The following is a 14,927-nucleotide window of genomic DNA, read 5'->3' as shown; positions in this document are numbered from 1 at the left end:
ACCGGGACACCGGTGTCCCGGATCAGCCCGAGGGCCGCCTCCACATCCGCACGGTGCTGCGGCCGGACCGCCGCACGTGCCTCGGCCTCGACGAAGCTCTGCACCCCGATGCTGATCCTGGTCGCCCCCCGGTCGGCGAGGACAGCCAGCCGGTCGGCCGTCGCGGTCGACGGTGACGTCTCGACGGACAGAGGTACCGAACGGAGATCGGCGCCCATGCGCTTCTCCGCGATGTCGCACAGACGCTCCAGCTCGCCCGCCGTCAGGAAGGTGGGGGTTCCGCCGCCGAAGGCCGCCGCGGCGAAACGCACCGGCTCCGCGTCGCCCAGCGCGTCCCGTACGGCCGTCGCCTGCCGGTCCAGTGCGTCGAGGTACCGGGTGGTGAGCTCGTCCGGGGCGCCGATGCGGGTGAAGAGGTTGCAGAACCCGCATCGGACCTCGCAGAACGGTATGTGGAGATAGAGCGAGAGCGCGTCCTTGCGTTCCCCGGCCCACAGCTCACTCAGTGCGGGCCGCCCGCCCGGGTGTTCGGACAGCCTCCCGTAGGCCGTCTTGTGCGGGTAGGCGTAGACGTAACTCTGGTACGGACGGGGGGTGCGGCGGGCGGAGTGCGGACTGTTCATCGGACGGTCGCCCCCGGGGCCAGGAAGAAATGGGCATACGGAACGGTCCAGACGGACTCGTGTCCGAGCCGGTGACCGGTGTAGCCGTCGTCGCCGTACGCCGTGCCGTGATCGGAACAGACGACGGCGAACGCGCGGCGGCGGCTGCTCGCAGCGGCGAAGAGGCGGCCGATATGGGCATCGACGTACTCCAGCGCGGCGGCATGGGTGGCGCGGCTGTCACCCGCGTCGCGGGTCGCCCCCGGCCGGTGGAACCAGTTCGGCTGGTGCAGTGCGGAGACGTTGACGAAGAGGAACAGCCGTTGTTCGGAGGGAAGCTGCTCGACGATGCGTTCGGCGCGGGTCACCTGCGCCTCGAAGGACGTGTCCGACGCGACGCCGAACTCGGGCTCCCAGTGCGCCTCCTGGAACATTCCGGGCAGCACCGAGCCGAGCGGTGCCTGCCGGTTGAAGAACCCGACGCCTCCGATGCACACCGTGCGGTAGCCGGCCGCGGCCAGGCCCGAGACCAGGTCGGGGGTGTCGAAGACGAAGGTGCGCTCCGCGGTGCTCTCGCTGCCCGCGAACCGGGCGGCGAACAGCCGTGGATGCGGCCCCGGGGCGGCCGGAGTGGGCAGGAACCCCGCGAAGATCGCCTGATGCGACGCGTACGTGAAACTCCCCGGGGCGTGCCGCCGCTCCCACACACCACCCGGCAGATGCCGGGCCAGGTTCGGGATACGGCCGGCGGCGGCGAGCTCCGCCGCGACGTCGTAGCGCAGGGTGTCCAGGGTGACGAGCAGCAGATCGTGGCTGCCGACGACCTCGCTCATATCCGGGTTCAGGGCGTCCATGACGCCGGACGGGGGTTCAGGATGCTGCGTCGACACGGGGGTTCCTTGCTCTGTTCAGTACGGCGGCGACCTGCGCCGCGTAGGTGTCCAGGCCCTCGGCGCCGCTGCCCGGCAGACCGGTCAGACGTGGCAGCAGATCACCGAAGGCATTGACCTCGCCGATGGCGAAACGCCGCCAGCCGGTTGAGGGAAGCAGATCGACGCCCACGCACAGCGTGTCCGGGAAGGCGGCGCCCGCCCGCTCGCACACGGCCAGGGCCTCGCTCCAACGGCCGCCCGCCGCCTCGATCGCGGCCCGCACCTCGTCCAGATCACCGCGCGCGCCGCCGAGGTGCAGATTGGTCATGGGGGAGCGGCTGGTGCGGACGACGGCATGGGTGGCGCGGCCGTCCACCACCACGACCCGCAGATCCGCGACCCGGCCACGCTGCGAGGCCTTCGGCAGCCAGCGTTCGATGTGCAGACCGTCCGGCGCGAGCGCGTCGACGACCGCCGCGACCTCGCCCTCCGTCGTGAGGCGCCGCACCCGGAGCGAGTTGTGGAGCCGGCCGGCCCGGTCCCGCTCGACCGAGGTGGTCGCCCGGATCCGGCCGGGCCCGGCCGTCTCGACGGCCAGTACCCCGGAGGCGGAGGAACCGTGCGCGGGCTTCACGAACACCCTCGGCATCCGGCGGTCCGCCATCAGCCCGCGCACATCCGCCCAGCCGCGCACGGGCGGCGCGGCGGGGCCCGACGTCGGCGAGGGGGGCACCGGCACCCCTGCCGCGTCGAGCACACCGTGACAGAGGCGTTTGTCGAACATCACCGCGATGTCGCCGGGACCGTCCAGCAGCACCGCACCCGCCGCGCCCGCTGCCCGCGCCACCTCCCGTACGGCCGAGGTGAACCGTGCGTACCAGAGGGACGAACCCTCCACCCTGGTCGGGTCGTCGACGCCGCGCAGCAGCCGCTCGACCTCGGCGTCCTCACCGGGGGAGTCGACGCGTACGGTCTCCCCGGGCAGGAAGACCGCCGTCCCCTTCAGCACGTCGAGCCAGGACACGGTGCGGGCCGGGGGCAGTCCGGCGGCGCGCACGGCGTCCTGGAAGAGGCCCACCCGGCGGTTGCCGGGATTGCCGACGACCGCGAAGCGCGGCGGCGCGCTATTCGCTGACCGCGACATAGCGGGGCTCTTCGTCCTCGGGATCCCAGGTGTCCGCCTCGTCGAGATCGAGGTGGGTGCCCGAGCGGGCACACAGCTCCCGGAAGCGGTCCATCAGCGGATCGGTGAGGTAGTGGTGATGCAGATCCAGCGACGTCAGATGGGTGAGCGGCTGACCGCCGAGGAGGGCCTCGGCTCCCGTGTCGCTGAGGGTTCCCATGGAGAGCGCGAGCGACTCCAGCTGGGCGACCACCGGGGCGGAGGAGACCGCCGTGGCTATCTCGTCCTGGATCTCGCTGTTCTGCAGGCCGAGATGGCGAAGCCGGGGAAAGCCGCCGCCCGCCAGGACCGGCCGCAGGTCCTCGACCGTGGCGTCACCGCCGTACCAGTCGGCACCGAACCAGAACTCCAGCCGCTCCAGGGCGGGCAGGACGCTGGCCCCGACCGCGCGAACGACGTGGCCCGGCAGGCCGCCGGACTCGAACCTCAGTGACTTCAGCGCCTCGTGCCGCACCGGACGCAGCCGCAGCTTCTCCTCCTCGGGGACGCTGTCCCCACCGCCGCGCACGGTCAGCTCCTCCAGGAGCGGAAACGCCTGGACCAACGGCGTGATGTCGCACATGTCGAGCCACGACACCTCGCACTCCTCGCCGACCACATCGGCGAGGAACAGCGCGCGCAGATCCTCGAAGCGGCCGGCAGCTGCCGCCATCCGCTCCACGACGGGGGCGAAGGTGTCGTAGTCGTCCGTCCACCACGGGCCGACCAGCAGGGCACGGACACGCGTCGTGTCGACCGTGTCGAGGAAGTGCTGCCAGAGCTCCTGGAACGGCACCGCGTCCTGGCCGCAGTCCAGCCGCCAGGCCACCGACTCCGCGGCCGGCAGCGCCCGCACGCCGGCATCGTCCAGGAACGGCAGGGTCAGCACGGGAAGGCCGTGGAAGACCCCGGGGTGTTCGATGCTTCTCACCGCCGCATCACTCCGACACCGTGGTGTAGCGCCCCTCGGCCCCGCGGTCGCCCCACGGCTCGCAGCGGTCCGACAGATCGACCCGCACCCCGTGCGGCTCCAGCGCCTCGGCGATCCGGCGCTCCACCGGCTCGGACAGGAAGTGGTGGTGCAGATCGAGCACATCGAGATGGGTCAGCGGCTGACCCTCCAGCAGCGCGGCCGCGCCCTCGTCCCCGAGGGTGCCGCACGACAGATCGAGCGTGCGCAGCCGGGCCACGAGCGGGGCCGAAGCAATGGCCGCCGCGATCTCGTTCTCCACCTCGCTGTTGCGCAGCCCGAGATGGTGCAGGGCCGGGAACCGGGTGCCGGACAGCAGCGGCGCGAGATCCGCCACGTCGGTGTCGCCGCCGTAGGCGGAGACACCCAGCCAGAGATCGAGCCGCTCCAACGAGGGCAGCTCGCTGTCCAGCACCCCGCGGACCACCGAGACCGGCAGCCCGCCCGTCTCGATGGTGAGCGCCCGCAGCCGCTCGTGCCGGATGGGCGGGAAGACGAGATCGGATCCGCCGCGCACCCCGAACTCCACCAGCGTGGGGTAGGCCGCGAGCAGAGCGGTGACATCGCTCTGCTGGATCCAGGAGATCTCCGACTCCTCCATCGTCAGATCGCCGACGAACACCGCCTCCAACGACGTCAGCCGGTCGGCGGCGGCCGTCACGAGACCGATCGGATAGGACGAGTCCTCCTCGTACGACTCGCCCCACTGCCCGACGATCAGCGCCCGCACACCGGCCGGATCGACGGCCTCCAGGAACGAGGCGAACTCCTGCTCCCAGCTGCGCTCCTCGTCCTCGTACGGGTCGACCGAGACGCGCCAGGCAGCCGCGCCGGCGGCCGGTGCGGACCCCTCGCTCGCGGTGTGCTGGAACTCGACGGCCGGAAGGCCGAGCAACTCGTGCAGGTGGTCCACATCGGACATCGCCCTGTGCTCCTGATGACGGTGACGGATTTGATGTCCGCAAGGTCTATCAAGACCCACTGACAACGGGACGGCCGGGCCCGTCTCCCGGCGCTCCGCGGCCGATTGTCAGACCCCCGCCGTAGCGTTTTCCACGTGGCCGGCACAGCGGGTGCCGGCCGGGATGGGAGACGTCTGTGTACCGGCAGGGCGATGTGCTGATCATGGCGCTGGACAAGTCCGACGTGCCCCCCAGCCTCCTGGACGCACCGGGGGAACTGCGCGACGGGCGGGGCCGGCTGGTGCTCGCGCTCGGTGAGGTCACCGGCCACGCGCACGCGGTGCCGGGACCGGGACGGCTGATCCGGGAGGCCGGGGTGTTCGGCCCGATGCTGCTCCATCTGCCCGACGGCGGACGTGTGGTGCACGAGGAACACGCGGTGATCCCGCTGCCGAAGGGCTGGTTCCGTGTCGTGCGCCAGCGGGAGTACGCACCGGGGGCGGTCCGCATCGTCGCGGACTGACCGGCCCCGCAGGCCGGGCTTGCGGGGCCGGCAGCGAAGAGTGATCCGACAACGCGGGAAACAGGGAACAGGGGACGGGGAGACGATGCAGTACGTGGAATCATGGCGGGCCGTGGCGGCGGCGACCGGAGCGGCGGACCGGGCGGCAGCCGAGGACGGGGTGCGGCTCGCCTATCGCAGCGCCGGACTGGCCGAGCCGGAGGAGTTCGTCTGGGCCGATTCGCCCAGGGAGGCCGTCGGGCTCGTGAAGAAGCTGGCCGACGCCGGCCGCTCGGTCCGCGAGGAGGTACGGACCCGGCCCTGGGCGGAGGAACGGCGCCGCATGTACGACGAGTTGGGCCCGGCGGGCTGGTCCGCGCTCTGGTCCGCCACCGGCGCCCAGCTGTGGGAGACGACGGCGGCGCTCGCCGACCGGATACGGGCGGGTGTCGTCGCCGAACTCGCCGAGCGGCCCGACGACGAGCCGGATGTGCGGCTGCTCCTCCTCGACGCGGTCCTGGGCCAGCACGACGCGGCCTGGCTCGCCGCGTTCGACGGCCGGGGCGACCGGCTCGACGGACTGTCGGCGGTGGCCAGGAACGCGGGCTGGTGGTGGCCCTACGAGCGCACCGTGGTGATCAGTGAGCGCCCCGAGGTGCTGCACCGCGACGAGGCGGGCAGGCTCGACCGGGGCGACGGGCCCGCGCTCTCCTACCGGGACGGCTTCGGGCTGTACGCCTGGCGCGGTATGCCGGTGCCCGCCGACTTCCTGGCGGAGCTGACCGCGCTCACTCCCGAGCGGATCCGGGCCGAGGAGAACGCGGAACTGCGGCGCGTGATGCTGGAGTTCTACGGATACGACCGCTACCTCAGCGAGTCGGGCGCCGAACCGGTCCACCGGGACGAGACGGGCATCCTCTGGCGGATCGCGCTCGACGGCGACGAGGACGTGGTCATGGTCGAGGTGGTCAACTCCACCCCGGAGCCGGACGGGACGCATCGCACGTACTGGCTGCGGGTGCCGCCCGCGATCCGGACCGCGAAGGACGGCGTCGCCTGGACCTTCGGCCTGCAGGGGGAGTCCTACGCACCCCTGCGCCAGACCTGACGGGCGGACCGGAGGGGCCGCAGGCCCACTGGTCAGGCCGTCAGCGTCGCATGGTCGATGCCCAGTTCACGGGCGAGTGCCTGTTCGGTCCACTCCAGCATCGTGGCCCGGGAGAGCGGACCCGCGTACGAGGTCATCTGCACCGCCAGGCCGTCCAGCAGAGCGGTCAGCCGCCACGCCACGGACATCGGGTCGTCGCAGTGGAACTCGCCCGCGGCCGCGCCCTCCTCGATGACCTCGGCCAGCTCCGCCTTCCACTGCTGGTCGAGATCGCCCGCCACATTGCGCAGCGCGGGGTCGCGGAGCGAGGCCGTCCAGCCCTCGATCCACAGCCGCCAGCCCTTGGCCTGGCCCGTCGGGGCGTACCAGCGGACGGCGGCGCGCAGCCTGCGCACCGCTGTGGTCCGGCGGGTCAACAGCTTGCGCAGATGGGTGAGATCGGCCTCGGCCGCGTGCGCGAAGGCGGCGGCGACCAGCTTCTCCTTGGTGGAGAAGTGGTAGAGCACGAGGGCGTTGCTCACGCCGAGGACGGCGGCCACATCGGCGATCCGTACCGCCGCGACACCTCGCACCTCGATCTGCTCGACGGCAGCGCGCAGCAGCTCCTCACGTCGCTCCGCCACACTCAACCGCACTCTTCCCACGGCGTCACCCTAACCAATGCCCGCCCCCGGGCAGGCCGTGGGCGGGCATTGGTCCTCGCAGCGGCCTTGGCGGTGCGCTGCGCGGGGACCACATGGCATGAGCTGCCCGGTGGCCGCAGGGCTGGGGCGCCGTCACGGTCCGGTCAGCGGTACCAGCCGAAGCGTTCCGTCATCACCGGCAGCCGGTCGGCGACGACGGCGTGGGCCGCCGCCCGAGGGGTGCAGCCGTCCGCCGCGGCCCGGTCCAGCACGAGTTCGACGAGGGCGCGCATCGAACTCCGGGTGTGCGCGAAGGCCTCGTCTGCCTCGGCGCCGATGTCGCCGAACAGGGTCCACCACCACCAGGCGTTGGTGCCGGAGTTGACGACGACGTCGGGCAGGACCGTGATCCCGCGCTCCGCGAGCAGCGCCTCGGCCTCGGGCAGCACCGGCATATTGGCCGCCTCGACCACCCAAGGGGCGCTGATCCGGGCCTGGTTCGCGGCGTCGATGGCGTAGGAGACGGCTGCGGGTATGAGCACCTCCACGTCCCTGTCCAGCCAGGCATCGGCGGGCAGTTCGCGGTCCGCGTCGCGCAGCGCGCCGCGGTCCACCGTCCCGTAGGCGTCCCGGGCGGACAGCAGGGCCTCGACGTCGAGGCCGGCCGGATTGGCGATCGTGCCCTTGACGTCGGCCACGGCGACCACTCGCAGCCCGGCCCGCGACAGGAACCGGGCCGTCGCGCCGCCCATGGTGCCGAGACCCTGCACGGCGACCCGCGCCCCGCCGTACGCGATCCCGGCCCGGTCCAGCGCGGCAAGGGCCGACTCGGCGACCCCGCAGCCACCGACCAGCTCGTCGAGGCCGATGCCGTCCACCTCGACGGCGAAGGCGTCGGCCAGTCGCTGCCGGGCCGCCGTCTCGTCGTCGAGCAGCGGGTAGACGGCCTCGATGGAGGAGACGAGCCCGGCCTCCGCGGCCGCCCGGTCGACCAGGTCCTGGCTGAGGCCGAGGTCCTCGCCGGTCGTCCAGATGTTCTCGACGTACGGACGTACGGCCCGCAGGTAGCGCACCAGGACGCCGTAGGCGGCCGGATCGCGGGGATCGCAGTCGATGCCGCCCTTGGCGCCGCCGAGCGGTACGTAGCGGGCCCCGGTGCGGTCGGCGTCGAAGTGGAGGGCTTCCTTCATCGTCATGCCGCGGGCCAGTCCGGCCACCTCGTCGAGCGTGCAGCCCGCCCGCATCCGCAACCCGCCGCTGGACACCCCGCGCACCAGCCGGTCGACGACCAGGTGCCCCTGGCGGCCGGTGACGTGGTCCGTCCAGGTCAGGGAGATCAGCGGGGCGGGCGGGGACACCGGAGGCGTCGTCATCGGGAGTTCTCCTCGGTCACTGCGATCGGGCGGGCCCGGCGGGCGATGCCGTGAAACCCGGGCTGCGCGAACCCGGAGCCCCGTGTGGTCACAATTCTTTACTGAATCGCGAGTCAGTATCGGGAGGCGGGGGCGCCGCTGTCAATGCGGCCCGCGCCCAATCGCCGCCCGGTGGCCGGATGCGGCCGGGGAAGCGGCGAGACGGGTGCCGGGTGCCGGATGCGGAATCCTGCGCGGGGTCCGGACGTTGGATCCGTCATGACAGGATTCGATGCACGGCAGGATGCGCTTCTCCGGTTGCTCTCCGAAGGCAACAGCGGCGTACTGGTCACGCTCAAGCGGGACGGCAGGCCCCAGCTGTCCAATGTCAACCACTTCTACTACCCCGAGGAGCGCATCGTCCGGGTCTCGGTCACCGAGGACCGTGCGAAGACCCGGAACCTGCGCCGGGACCCGCGGGCGAGCTACCACGTCACCAGTGAGGACCGCTGGGGCTGGACGGTCGCGGACGGCACCGCGGACCTCACCCCGGTGGCCGCCGACCCCGAGGACGCCACCGTGGCGGAGCTGGTCACGCTCTACCGCGACGTCCAGGGCGAGCACCCGGACTGGGACGACTACCGCCGGGCCATGGTCAGGGACCGCCGGGTCGTGCTGCGGCTCCACGTCGAGCACGTGTACGGGCAGCCGCGTGGCTGAGGCGCGCCCCGCGGGCCACCATCCCGTTGGGCGTTCTGCTCTCGCACTGTCGTACCCCCCGTCCATAATGAGATGACACCGACTCCCTCAGGAGATCTTGTGACCGGCGCTGACTCCAAGCTTCCGCTCCGCACCCGGCTGCGTGCGCTGCGGCCCGCCGACTTCGGGGCCGACCCGGTCGGCACCCGTATGGAGCGCATCCGTCGTTCCCCCAACTTCGCCGACGGAGTGTTCCAGAACCCGGTGGGGGCACGGACCAAACCGTCGGGGTCCGCTCTGGAGTTCGCGAAGACCTATTTCCGCAAGGAGGAGCGGGCGCTCAGATCGCCGACCGGTGATGTGCCGGTCCACGCCACCACCCTGGCCGATCTCGCCACGCCCCCCGTCTCCGGGCTGCGGCTCACCTGGATGGGCCATTCCAGTGTGCTCGCCGAGATCGACGGCCGGCGGGTGCTGTTCGACCCGGTCTGGGGTGACCGCTGCTCGCCCTTCGCGTTCGCAGGACCCAGGCGTCTGCATCCCGCACCGCTGCCGCTCGCCGCGCTCGGACCGGTCGATGTGGTGGTGATCTCCCACGACCACTACGACCACCTCGACCTTCCGACCATCAGGGCCCTGGCCGGTACGGACACGGCCTTCGTTGTGCCGCTCGGGGTCGGGGCCCACCTGGAGCGCTGGGGCGTGCCCCTGGACCGGATCCACGAGCTCGACTGGAACGAGGCCACGGAGGTCGCCGGGATCCGCCTGACAGCCACTCCGGCCCGGCACTTCTGCGGCCGCGGCCTTCGTAACCAGCAGCACACCCTCTGGGCCTCGTGGGTCGTCGCTGGACCCGAGCACCGGATCTACCACAGTGGCGACACCGGGTATTTCCCCGGCTTCAAGGAGATCGGCGCCGAGCACGGGCCGTTCGACGCCACCATGATCCAGATCGGTGCGTACAGCCAGTACTGGCCCAAGGACCACACGAACGGCAAGCCGGAGCCCGGTGCGTGGCCGGACATTCACATGAGCCCCGACGAGGGGGTCCAGGCCCATCTGGACCTCCAGGGTGACGACCCGGCGGCGGGCGTCATGCTGCCGATCCACTGGGGGACGTTCAATCTCGCCCTGCATCCGTGGGCCGAGCCCGCCGAATGGTCGATGCGTGCCACCCAGTTCGTCGGGGTGACGATGGTGGCTCCGCACCCGGGCCGGCCGTTCGAGCCCGCCGATCCTCCGGCGGTCGAACCGTGGTGGCGTGGTGTGGCGGCGGAGCCCGTAGCGGGATGGGGCAACTGGCCCCCGGTCCACGTACCGCTTCCCGGCGGAACGATGACACCTGCCCCCGACCGCGACCGCGACCGCGACCCGGCCGCCCAGGCCTGACGGGCGGGGCGGCCGCGCGGCGCCCTCGTTCCGTGGGTGCGTCCGCGCGCCACCGGCGTCCGGCGGCGGCCGGGCTCACGCCGGGGAGTGGAGATGTGTGCGCCGTCCGTCGTGATCGAGGATGCACAGGATCTCGGCCGGTCCGCCGTGCGCCTTGATGGCGTGCGGGACCATGGTGGAGAACTCGGCCGCCTGGCCCGTTTCGACCCGGATGGCGCGCTCGCCGAGGATCAGCGTGATGGTTCCCGACAGGACGGTGAACCAGTCCTTGCCGGGGTGTACGCCGAGCTGGTCGGCCCCCGGGCCCCGCGCCTCGTCGGTGATGCGCATCCTGGCGACAGTGATGCCGGCCGGGCCGGACCCGCGGTTCAGCACCCAGGTGGTCAGTCCGCGCTGTTCGTCGCGCTGCGGCCTGATCACGACATCGTCGTCGCTGACGGTTTCCACCAGCTGATCGAGCGAGGTCCCCAGGGCGCGGGCCAGTGCCATGAGCTGGTCGAGGCTGATGCGCCGGTGACCGGTCTCGATGCGGCTCAGGGTGGAGGGGCTCAGGAAGGCGCGCTCGGCCAGGCTGTCGAGTGACCAGCCGCGCGCCTGCCGCAGGCTCCTGACGCGCATACGGACCGTGCTGTCCAGATCGCTTTCTTGCGTCACACGCAAGAGTGTACGCGTCACGCGCAAGATGCGGTTACCGTCGAGGTGTGAACACCGCAGACACGAACGCCCCGCGCCCGGACCACACCGGGGCCGACGCCGGCACCGCCGCCCTGGCAGAGATCCTGGAGCTCGACGCCGAGGTCCTGCGGACCTACCTGTCGGAGCTGACCACCTGGCTGGGTGACCTGGCTGACCGGGAACCCGGCCGCATCGTCGACCTGGGCAGTGGAACCGGTACCGGGGCCATCGCGCTGGCCCAGCGCTTTCCGCGGGCCGAGGTCTCGGCGGTGGACCGCTCCCCGCAGATGCTCCACCGGCTGTGGGTGAAGGTGTCCGCGCTCTCACTCGCCGACCGGGTCCGCGGCGTCCAGGCGGATCTGGACGAGGGCCGGCCGGCACTCGGCACCGTCGACCTGGTCTGGGCAGCCGCCTCTCTGCGCCACATGAGCGACCCCGGCCGGGTGCTGTCGCATGTGTTCGATGCCCTGCGGCCGGGCGGCCTCCTGGCCGTCACCGAGATGGACTTCTTCCCCCGCTTCCTGCCCGAGGACATCGGGGTGGGCAGGCCGGGCCTGGAGGCCCGGCTCCATGCCGCCCTGAACGAGGGGCCCGCCGCCGACTGGACGGATCAGCTGGTCCGTACGGGCTTTGTGCTGGAGGCCGCGCGCCCCTTCGTGATCGACCTGCCCGCCCCGCTGCCGGCCGCCACCGCCCGCTACGCCCAGGTGTGCCTGCGGAAGCTGCGCTCGCACCTGGACGGGCAGCTCCCCGCCGAGGATCTGGCCGCACTCGACGCCGTCACCGACGATGAAGGCCCGCACGGCGTCCTGCGGCGCGATGACCTCACGGTGCGGACCACCCGGACCACCTGGGTGGGACGCCGCCCCTGACAGGACTGGGCGGCCCCCGCGTTTCCGGCTCCTGGCCGTGACCCCGCACCGGTGTGGGATCACGGCCGGCAGCCGGTCCAACGGCGGTACGCTGCCCGCGGGGAGCGGGTGCGGTGCGGCGGCTTCCCGGTGCACCCGTTCCGGCTCGCCGGTCCGCCGGGCATGGCCGTGGCCGGCATCAGTGCACCTTCACTTGCGAGGGAGCGACCATGCTGCGGGTGTACTTCACCTCCGAGGACCTGGCGCGGGTCCGGGTGGCCCCCGGGCCGGACTTCCTCTGGGAGATCAGCAACAGCGTGCAGACCCTGCAACGGCGTGACGGTGAAAGGGTGTTCGGTGCGTGGCGCCGCTGGGTGCGGCCGCGGCTCTCCGCGAGCCCCCGGCTGCTGTCATCCCTGCTGCCCCCGCGCGGGTACTCGCCGGACTTCCTCACCCCCACCACCGGCGACCGGGCCACGCTGCAGGCGGCCGTCGACACCCTGATGAGCACGCCACGCCCGCGGCTGCGAACCGACCTGACCCAACTGGCGGCCACGCTCCAACTTCCCAGCTGGGTACGTTCCTTGGCCGGAGGGGACGCCGAAACGCTCCGGCAGCTCGGCGAGGCGCTGCGCACCTACCAGCTGGAGGCGCTCGCGCCGTACTGGCAGCGTGTCCACGCCCACATAGACGCCGACCGCGCCCTCCGTCTGCGCAGTCTCCTCGACGGTGGCACCGAGGGGCTGCTGGCCGGGCTCGGACCGCAGTTCCGCTGGCGCCCGCCCGTACTTGAGGTGACGTACCCCGTGGATCAGCAACTACGGCTGCGCGGCAGGGGACTTGTGCTGCAACCGTCGTTCTTCTGCTGGCCCACGCCGATCACCCTGGCCGACGGGGACCTGCCGCCCGTTCTCGTCTACCCCATCCACCACACCACCAACTGGGCGGGCCTCGCGCCGGTCCGCGCCGAGGAGGGAGCCGGACCGCTGGGCCCGCTGCTCGGCCGCACCCGCGCGGGCCTCCTGCGCGCGACCCGCACCGGCTGCTCCACGGTCGAGGCGGCCCGGCTCCTGGACGTGACCCACCCCGCCGTCAGCCAGCACCTGAACGTGCTCCGCGCGGCGGGCCTGGTCGCCACCGTGCGCAGGGCCGGACGGTCCTTCCACGTCGCGACGGCGGAGGGGCGGGCCCTGCTGGCCGCCGAGGAGCGGGCGCGGCGCTGAGGGCCGGGTCCCTCAACTCCGCCGGTAAGCCTGAGCTTTCATTCCTTGCGCCCTTCATGGGCCAGGAACCACGCTGACTCCTGCTGTCGCACCCGGCCATGCCGCGCAGAGCCGTGGTGCTCAGTGGCCGAGTGCTTTCCCCGAAGGCGTTTCTTCCCGCAAGGCCCGTCCCCCCACCCTCAGGAGCCTTTATGCGCAGGAGACTTGTGTCCTTGGCGATCGCCGTCGCCGCCGCCGGAGTTCTCCTCCACCCCGGCACGGCCCAGGCGTCGCCCGCACCGCACACCCCGTCTGTGTCCGTACTCGCCCACGGGGCGAAGGCCGGTACGGCTGTCGTCAGCGGGCACAACCAGCCCGGCACCCGGCTGAAGGTCGACTCCGGCAGGACCCGTAGCGGGCACTGGCTGGGGATCGACTATCAGGTTCAGGAGACCGGTTACTGGTGCGGTCCGGCCGCCACCCGGATCGCGCTCTCGGCCCGGATCGCCCCGCCCAGCCAGGGCGTTCTGGCCGGGCAGCTCGGTACGACCGAGGCCGGCACCGACCACATCGGCCAGGTCACCGGCGTACTCAACTCGAACCTCGGCGGGGGCTGGTACGAGAGCAAGGAGATGCCGAACGACCCGCCCACCCAGGGCCAGCGGGACCTGCTGTGGAACGACATCGTCTTCGACATCGACCGCAACTACCCGCTGGTGGCCAACATCGTCGCCCCGCCCGGCAACCAGCCGCCCGGCTACCCGTCGGACCAGACGATCTATCACTACTTCACCGTCTTCGGCTACGACGAGGTGGACCGCACCGTCCTCATAGCCGACCCCGCCTCCTTCAGCGGCAACCAGATCTACTGGATCTCCTTCGATCAGCTCGCCACGCTGATCCCGCCGAAGGGCTACTCGGCGTGACGTTTCCCTTTCTCACCAGGAGGCAGTGTTGAGCAGCTACCGTCCCACCCGCAGAAACGTCATCAAGGCCGCCGGTGGAATCTCCGCCGCGATGGCTCTGGGCACCGGGGGCACCCTCGCGGCCGCGTCCCCGGCCAGTGCGGCGGGCGACGGCTTCGGACTGCGCATCGTGGAGCACAACGAGGGCGATCCGCGCATGTGGTACTACCGGTTCGCGACCGACGCGATCGGCTGGAATCCGGGCGTCAACGTCCTGCTCCCCGACGACTACCACACCGGCGGACGCACCTACCCGGTCCTCTACCTCTTCCACGGGGGCGGTACGGACCAGGACTTCATCACCTTCGACCGCGCGGGCATCCGGGACTGGACGGCCGGGAAGCCGGTCATCGTCGTGATGCCCGACGGTGGACACGCGGGCTGGTACTCCAACCCGGTCAGCTCCCACACCGGCCCCCGGAACTGGGAAACCTTCCACATCAACCAGCTGCTTCCCTGGATCGACGCGAACTTCCGCACCTACGCCGAGTACGACGGCCGTGCCGTCGCCGGGTTCTCGATGGGCGGCTTCGGCGCCCTGAAGTACGCGGCCAAGTACTACGGCCACTTCGCCTCGGTGAGCGCCCACTCGGGCCCGGCCAGTCTGCGCCGCGACGCCGGACTGGTCGCCCACTGGGCCAACGCGTCCTCGGCCGCCCTGGACCTGGGCGGCGGCACGGTCTACGGCATTCCGCTGTGGGACGAGGCCAGGGTCAGCGCCGACAATCCGGTCGAGCGGGTCGAGAGCTACCGGAACAAGCGGGTCTTCCTGGTGGCCGGTACCAGCCCCGACCCGGTCAACTGGTTCGACACGGTCAACGAGACCCAGGTGCTCGCCGGACAGCGGGAGTTCCGGGCCCGCCTCGGCGACGCCGGCATCCCGCACGAGTGGTACGAGGAGCCGGGCGGACACATGATCCGCGACTACATGGTCCGCCGAGACCTCGACGGCATCGTCGCCCGGCTCCGTAAGGCCTAGGGTCTTTCGTTTGGATCAGGCTGGATCAGGGAGCGGGGTCCGGTGCGTGCAGATGCAAGGCGGAGGAGGGAGTC

Annotated in this window: 16 protein-coding genes; 8 read left to right on the top strand and 8 right to left on the bottom strand. The window is 71.8% G+C overall.

Going from position 1 to position 14,927, the window contains the following annotated elements; genetic code table 11:
- From J1C73_RS15960 to J1C73_RS15940, 5 genes are all read right to left on the bottom strand, one after another.
- A partial coding sequence (locus tag J1C73_RS15960) for a radical SAM protein (protein ID WP_207316963.1) occupies nt 1-623 on the bottom strand: 623 nt, incomplete at its 3' end.
- Complete coding sequence (locus J1C73_RS15955) at nt 620-1,435, bottom strand: STM4013/SEN3800 family hydrolase (protein ID WP_207316966.1); 816 nt, start codon at nt 1,433-1,435, stop codon at nt 620-622. The genes J1C73_RS15960 and J1C73_RS15955, both read right to left, overlap by 4 nt.
- 37 nt (nt 1,436-1,472) lie before the next feature.
- Entirely contained in the window at nt 1,473-2,618 is a 1,146-nt protein-coding gene (locus J1C73_RS15950; protein WP_207316962.1) for an STM4014 family protein, read from the bottom strand.
- Nucleotides 2,599-3,567, bottom strand: a complete 969-nt coding sequence (locus J1C73_RS15945; RefSeq protein WP_207316961.1) for an STM4015 family protein — start codon at nt 3,565-3,567, stop codon at nt 2,599-2,601. The genes J1C73_RS15950 and J1C73_RS15945 overlap by 20 nt, the downstream gene beginning before the upstream one ends.
- A gap of 7 nt (nt 3,568-3,574) precedes the next feature.
- Complete coding sequence (locus J1C73_RS15940; protein WP_207316960.1) at nt 3,575-4,528, bottom strand: STM4015 family protein; 954 nt, start codon at nt 4,526-4,528, stop codon at nt 3,575-3,577.
- Between the two features lie 176 nt (nt 4,529-4,704).
- On the opposite strand from J1C73_RS15940, the gene J1C73_RS15935 reads away from it, so the two are divergent.
- Complete coding sequence (locus tag J1C73_RS15935; RefSeq protein ID WP_124285723.1) at nt 4,705-5,031, top strand: DUF8820 family protein; 327 nt, start codon at nt 4,705-4,707, stop codon at nt 5,029-5,031.
- 85 nt (nt 5,032-5,116) lie between these two features.
- On the top strand, nt 5,117-6,118 hold the full coding sequence (locus tag J1C73_RS15930; protein ID WP_207316959.1) for a DUF6745 domain-containing protein: 1,002 nt from the start codon (nt 5,117-5,119) through the stop codon (nt 6,116-6,118).
- A gap of 32 nt (nt 6,119-6,150) precedes the next feature.
- On the opposite strand, the gene J1C73_RS15925 is transcribed toward J1C73_RS15930, so the two are convergent.
- A complete protein-coding gene (locus tag J1C73_RS15925; RefSeq protein ID WP_124285725.1) occupies nt 6,151-6,741 on the bottom strand; it encodes a TetR/AcrR family transcriptional regulator in 591 nt (196 codons plus the stop codon).
- 164 nt (nt 6,742-6,905) lie between these two features.
- The gene (locus J1C73_RS15920; protein WP_207316958.1) at nt 6,906-8,114 is read right to left on the bottom strand and encodes a glutamate dehydrogenase; all 1,209 of its coding nucleotides are present in this window, start codon (nt 8,112-8,114) and stop codon (nt 6,906-6,908) included.
- A 258-nt stretch (nt 8,115-8,372) separates the two neighbouring features.
- Here J1C73_RS15920 and J1C73_RS15915 point away from each other — a divergent pair, with 258 nt between their 5' ends.
- On the top strand, nt 8,373-8,813 hold the full coding sequence (locus tag J1C73_RS15915; RefSeq protein WP_207316957.1) for a PPOX class F420-dependent oxidoreductase: 441 nt from the start codon (nt 8,373-8,375) through the stop codon (nt 8,811-8,813).
- Between the two features lie 99 nt (nt 8,814-8,912).
- Nucleotides 8,913-10,181: an MBL fold metallo-hydrolase gene (locus tag J1C73_RS15910; RefSeq protein WP_207316956.1), complete on the top strand. Its 1,269-nt coding sequence runs from the start codon at nt 8,913-8,915 to the stop codon at nt 10,179-10,181.
- A 75-nt stretch (nt 10,182-10,256) separates the two neighbouring features.
- Here J1C73_RS15910 and J1C73_RS15905 read toward each other — a convergent pair whose 3' ends face one another.
- Nucleotides 10,257-10,835, bottom strand: coding sequence for a helix-turn-helix domain-containing protein (locus J1C73_RS15905; RefSeq protein WP_307797705.1), 579 nt, complete (start codon nt 10,833-10,835; stop codon nt 10,257-10,259).
- Nucleotides 10,836-10,882: 47 nt separating this feature from the next.
- On the opposite strand from J1C73_RS15905, the gene J1C73_RS15900 reads away from it, so the two are divergent.
- The 4 genes from J1C73_RS15900 to J1C73_RS15885 all read left to right on the top strand — a co-directional run bounded on the left by J1C73_RS15900 (nt 10,883) and on the right by J1C73_RS15885 (nt 14,853).
- Nucleotides 10,883-11,728 (top strand): class I SAM-dependent methyltransferase, encoded by an 846-nt coding sequence (locus tag J1C73_RS15900; protein ID WP_307797704.1) that lies wholly within the window; start codon nt 10,883-10,885, stop codon nt 11,726-11,728.
- 209 nt (nt 11,729-11,937) lie between these two features.
- Nucleotides 11,938-12,930: an ArsR/SmtB family transcription factor gene (locus J1C73_RS15895; protein WP_207316955.1), complete on the top strand. Its 993-nt coding sequence runs from the start codon at nt 11,938-11,940 to the stop codon at nt 12,928-12,930.
- 191 nt (nt 12,931-13,121) lie between these two features.
- A complete protein-coding gene (locus J1C73_RS15890) occupies nt 13,122-13,835 on the top strand; it encodes a C39 family peptidase (protein WP_207316954.1) in 714 nt (237 codons plus the stop codon).
- Nucleotides 13,836-13,863: 28 nt separating this feature from the next.
- Nucleotides 13,864-14,853 (top strand): alpha/beta hydrolase, encoded by a 990-nt coding sequence (locus J1C73_RS15885; RefSeq protein ID WP_207316953.1) that lies wholly within the window; start codon nt 13,864-13,866, stop codon nt 14,851-14,853.
- Nucleotides 14,854-14,927 lie beyond the last annotated feature (74 nt).

This window comes from Streptomyces laculatispora (assembly GCF_017353455.1).
GTDB classification, from domain to species: domain Bacteria; phylum Actinomycetota; class Actinomycetes; order Streptomycetales; family Streptomycetaceae; genus Streptomyces; species Streptomyces laculatispora.
Note: the sequence above shows the minus strand (reverse complement) of the source record. Positions and strands in the feature narration are given on the sequence as shown.

Excerpts from the sequence above, each read along its gene's own strand:
- J1C73_RS15955 (WP_207316966.1), bottom strand. The coding sequence starts at position 1,435 with ATGAGCGAGGTCGTCGGCAGCCACGATCTGCTGCTCGTCACCCTGGAC.
- J1C73_RS15950 (WP_207316962.1), bottom strand. The coding sequence starts at position 2,618 with ATGTCGCGGTCAGCGAATAGCGCGCCGCCGCGCTTCGCGGTCGTCGGC.
- J1C73_RS15940 (WP_207316960.1), bottom strand. The coding sequence starts at position 4,528 with ATGTCCGATGTGGACCACCTGCACGAGTTGCTCGGCCTTCCGGCCGTC.
- J1C73_RS15930 (WP_207316959.1), top strand. The coding sequence starts at position 5,117 with ATGCAGTACGTGGAATCATGGCGGGCCGTGGCGGCGGCGACCGGAGCG.
- J1C73_RS15920 (WP_207316958.1), bottom strand. The coding sequence starts at position 8,114 with ATGACGACGCCTCCGGTGTCCCCGCCCGCCCCGCTGATCTCCCTGACC.
- J1C73_RS15915 (WP_207316957.1), top strand. The coding sequence starts at position 8,373 with ATGACAGGATTCGATGCACGGCAGGATGCGCTTCTCCGGTTGCTCTCC.
- J1C73_RS15895 (WP_207316955.1), top strand. The coding sequence starts at position 11,938 with ATGCTGCGGGTGTACTTCACCTCCGAGGACCTGGCGCGGGTCCGGGTG.
- J1C73_RS15890 (WP_207316954.1), top strand. The coding sequence starts at position 13,122 with ATGCGCAGGAGACTTGTGTCCTTGGCGATCGCCGTCGCCGCCGCCGGA.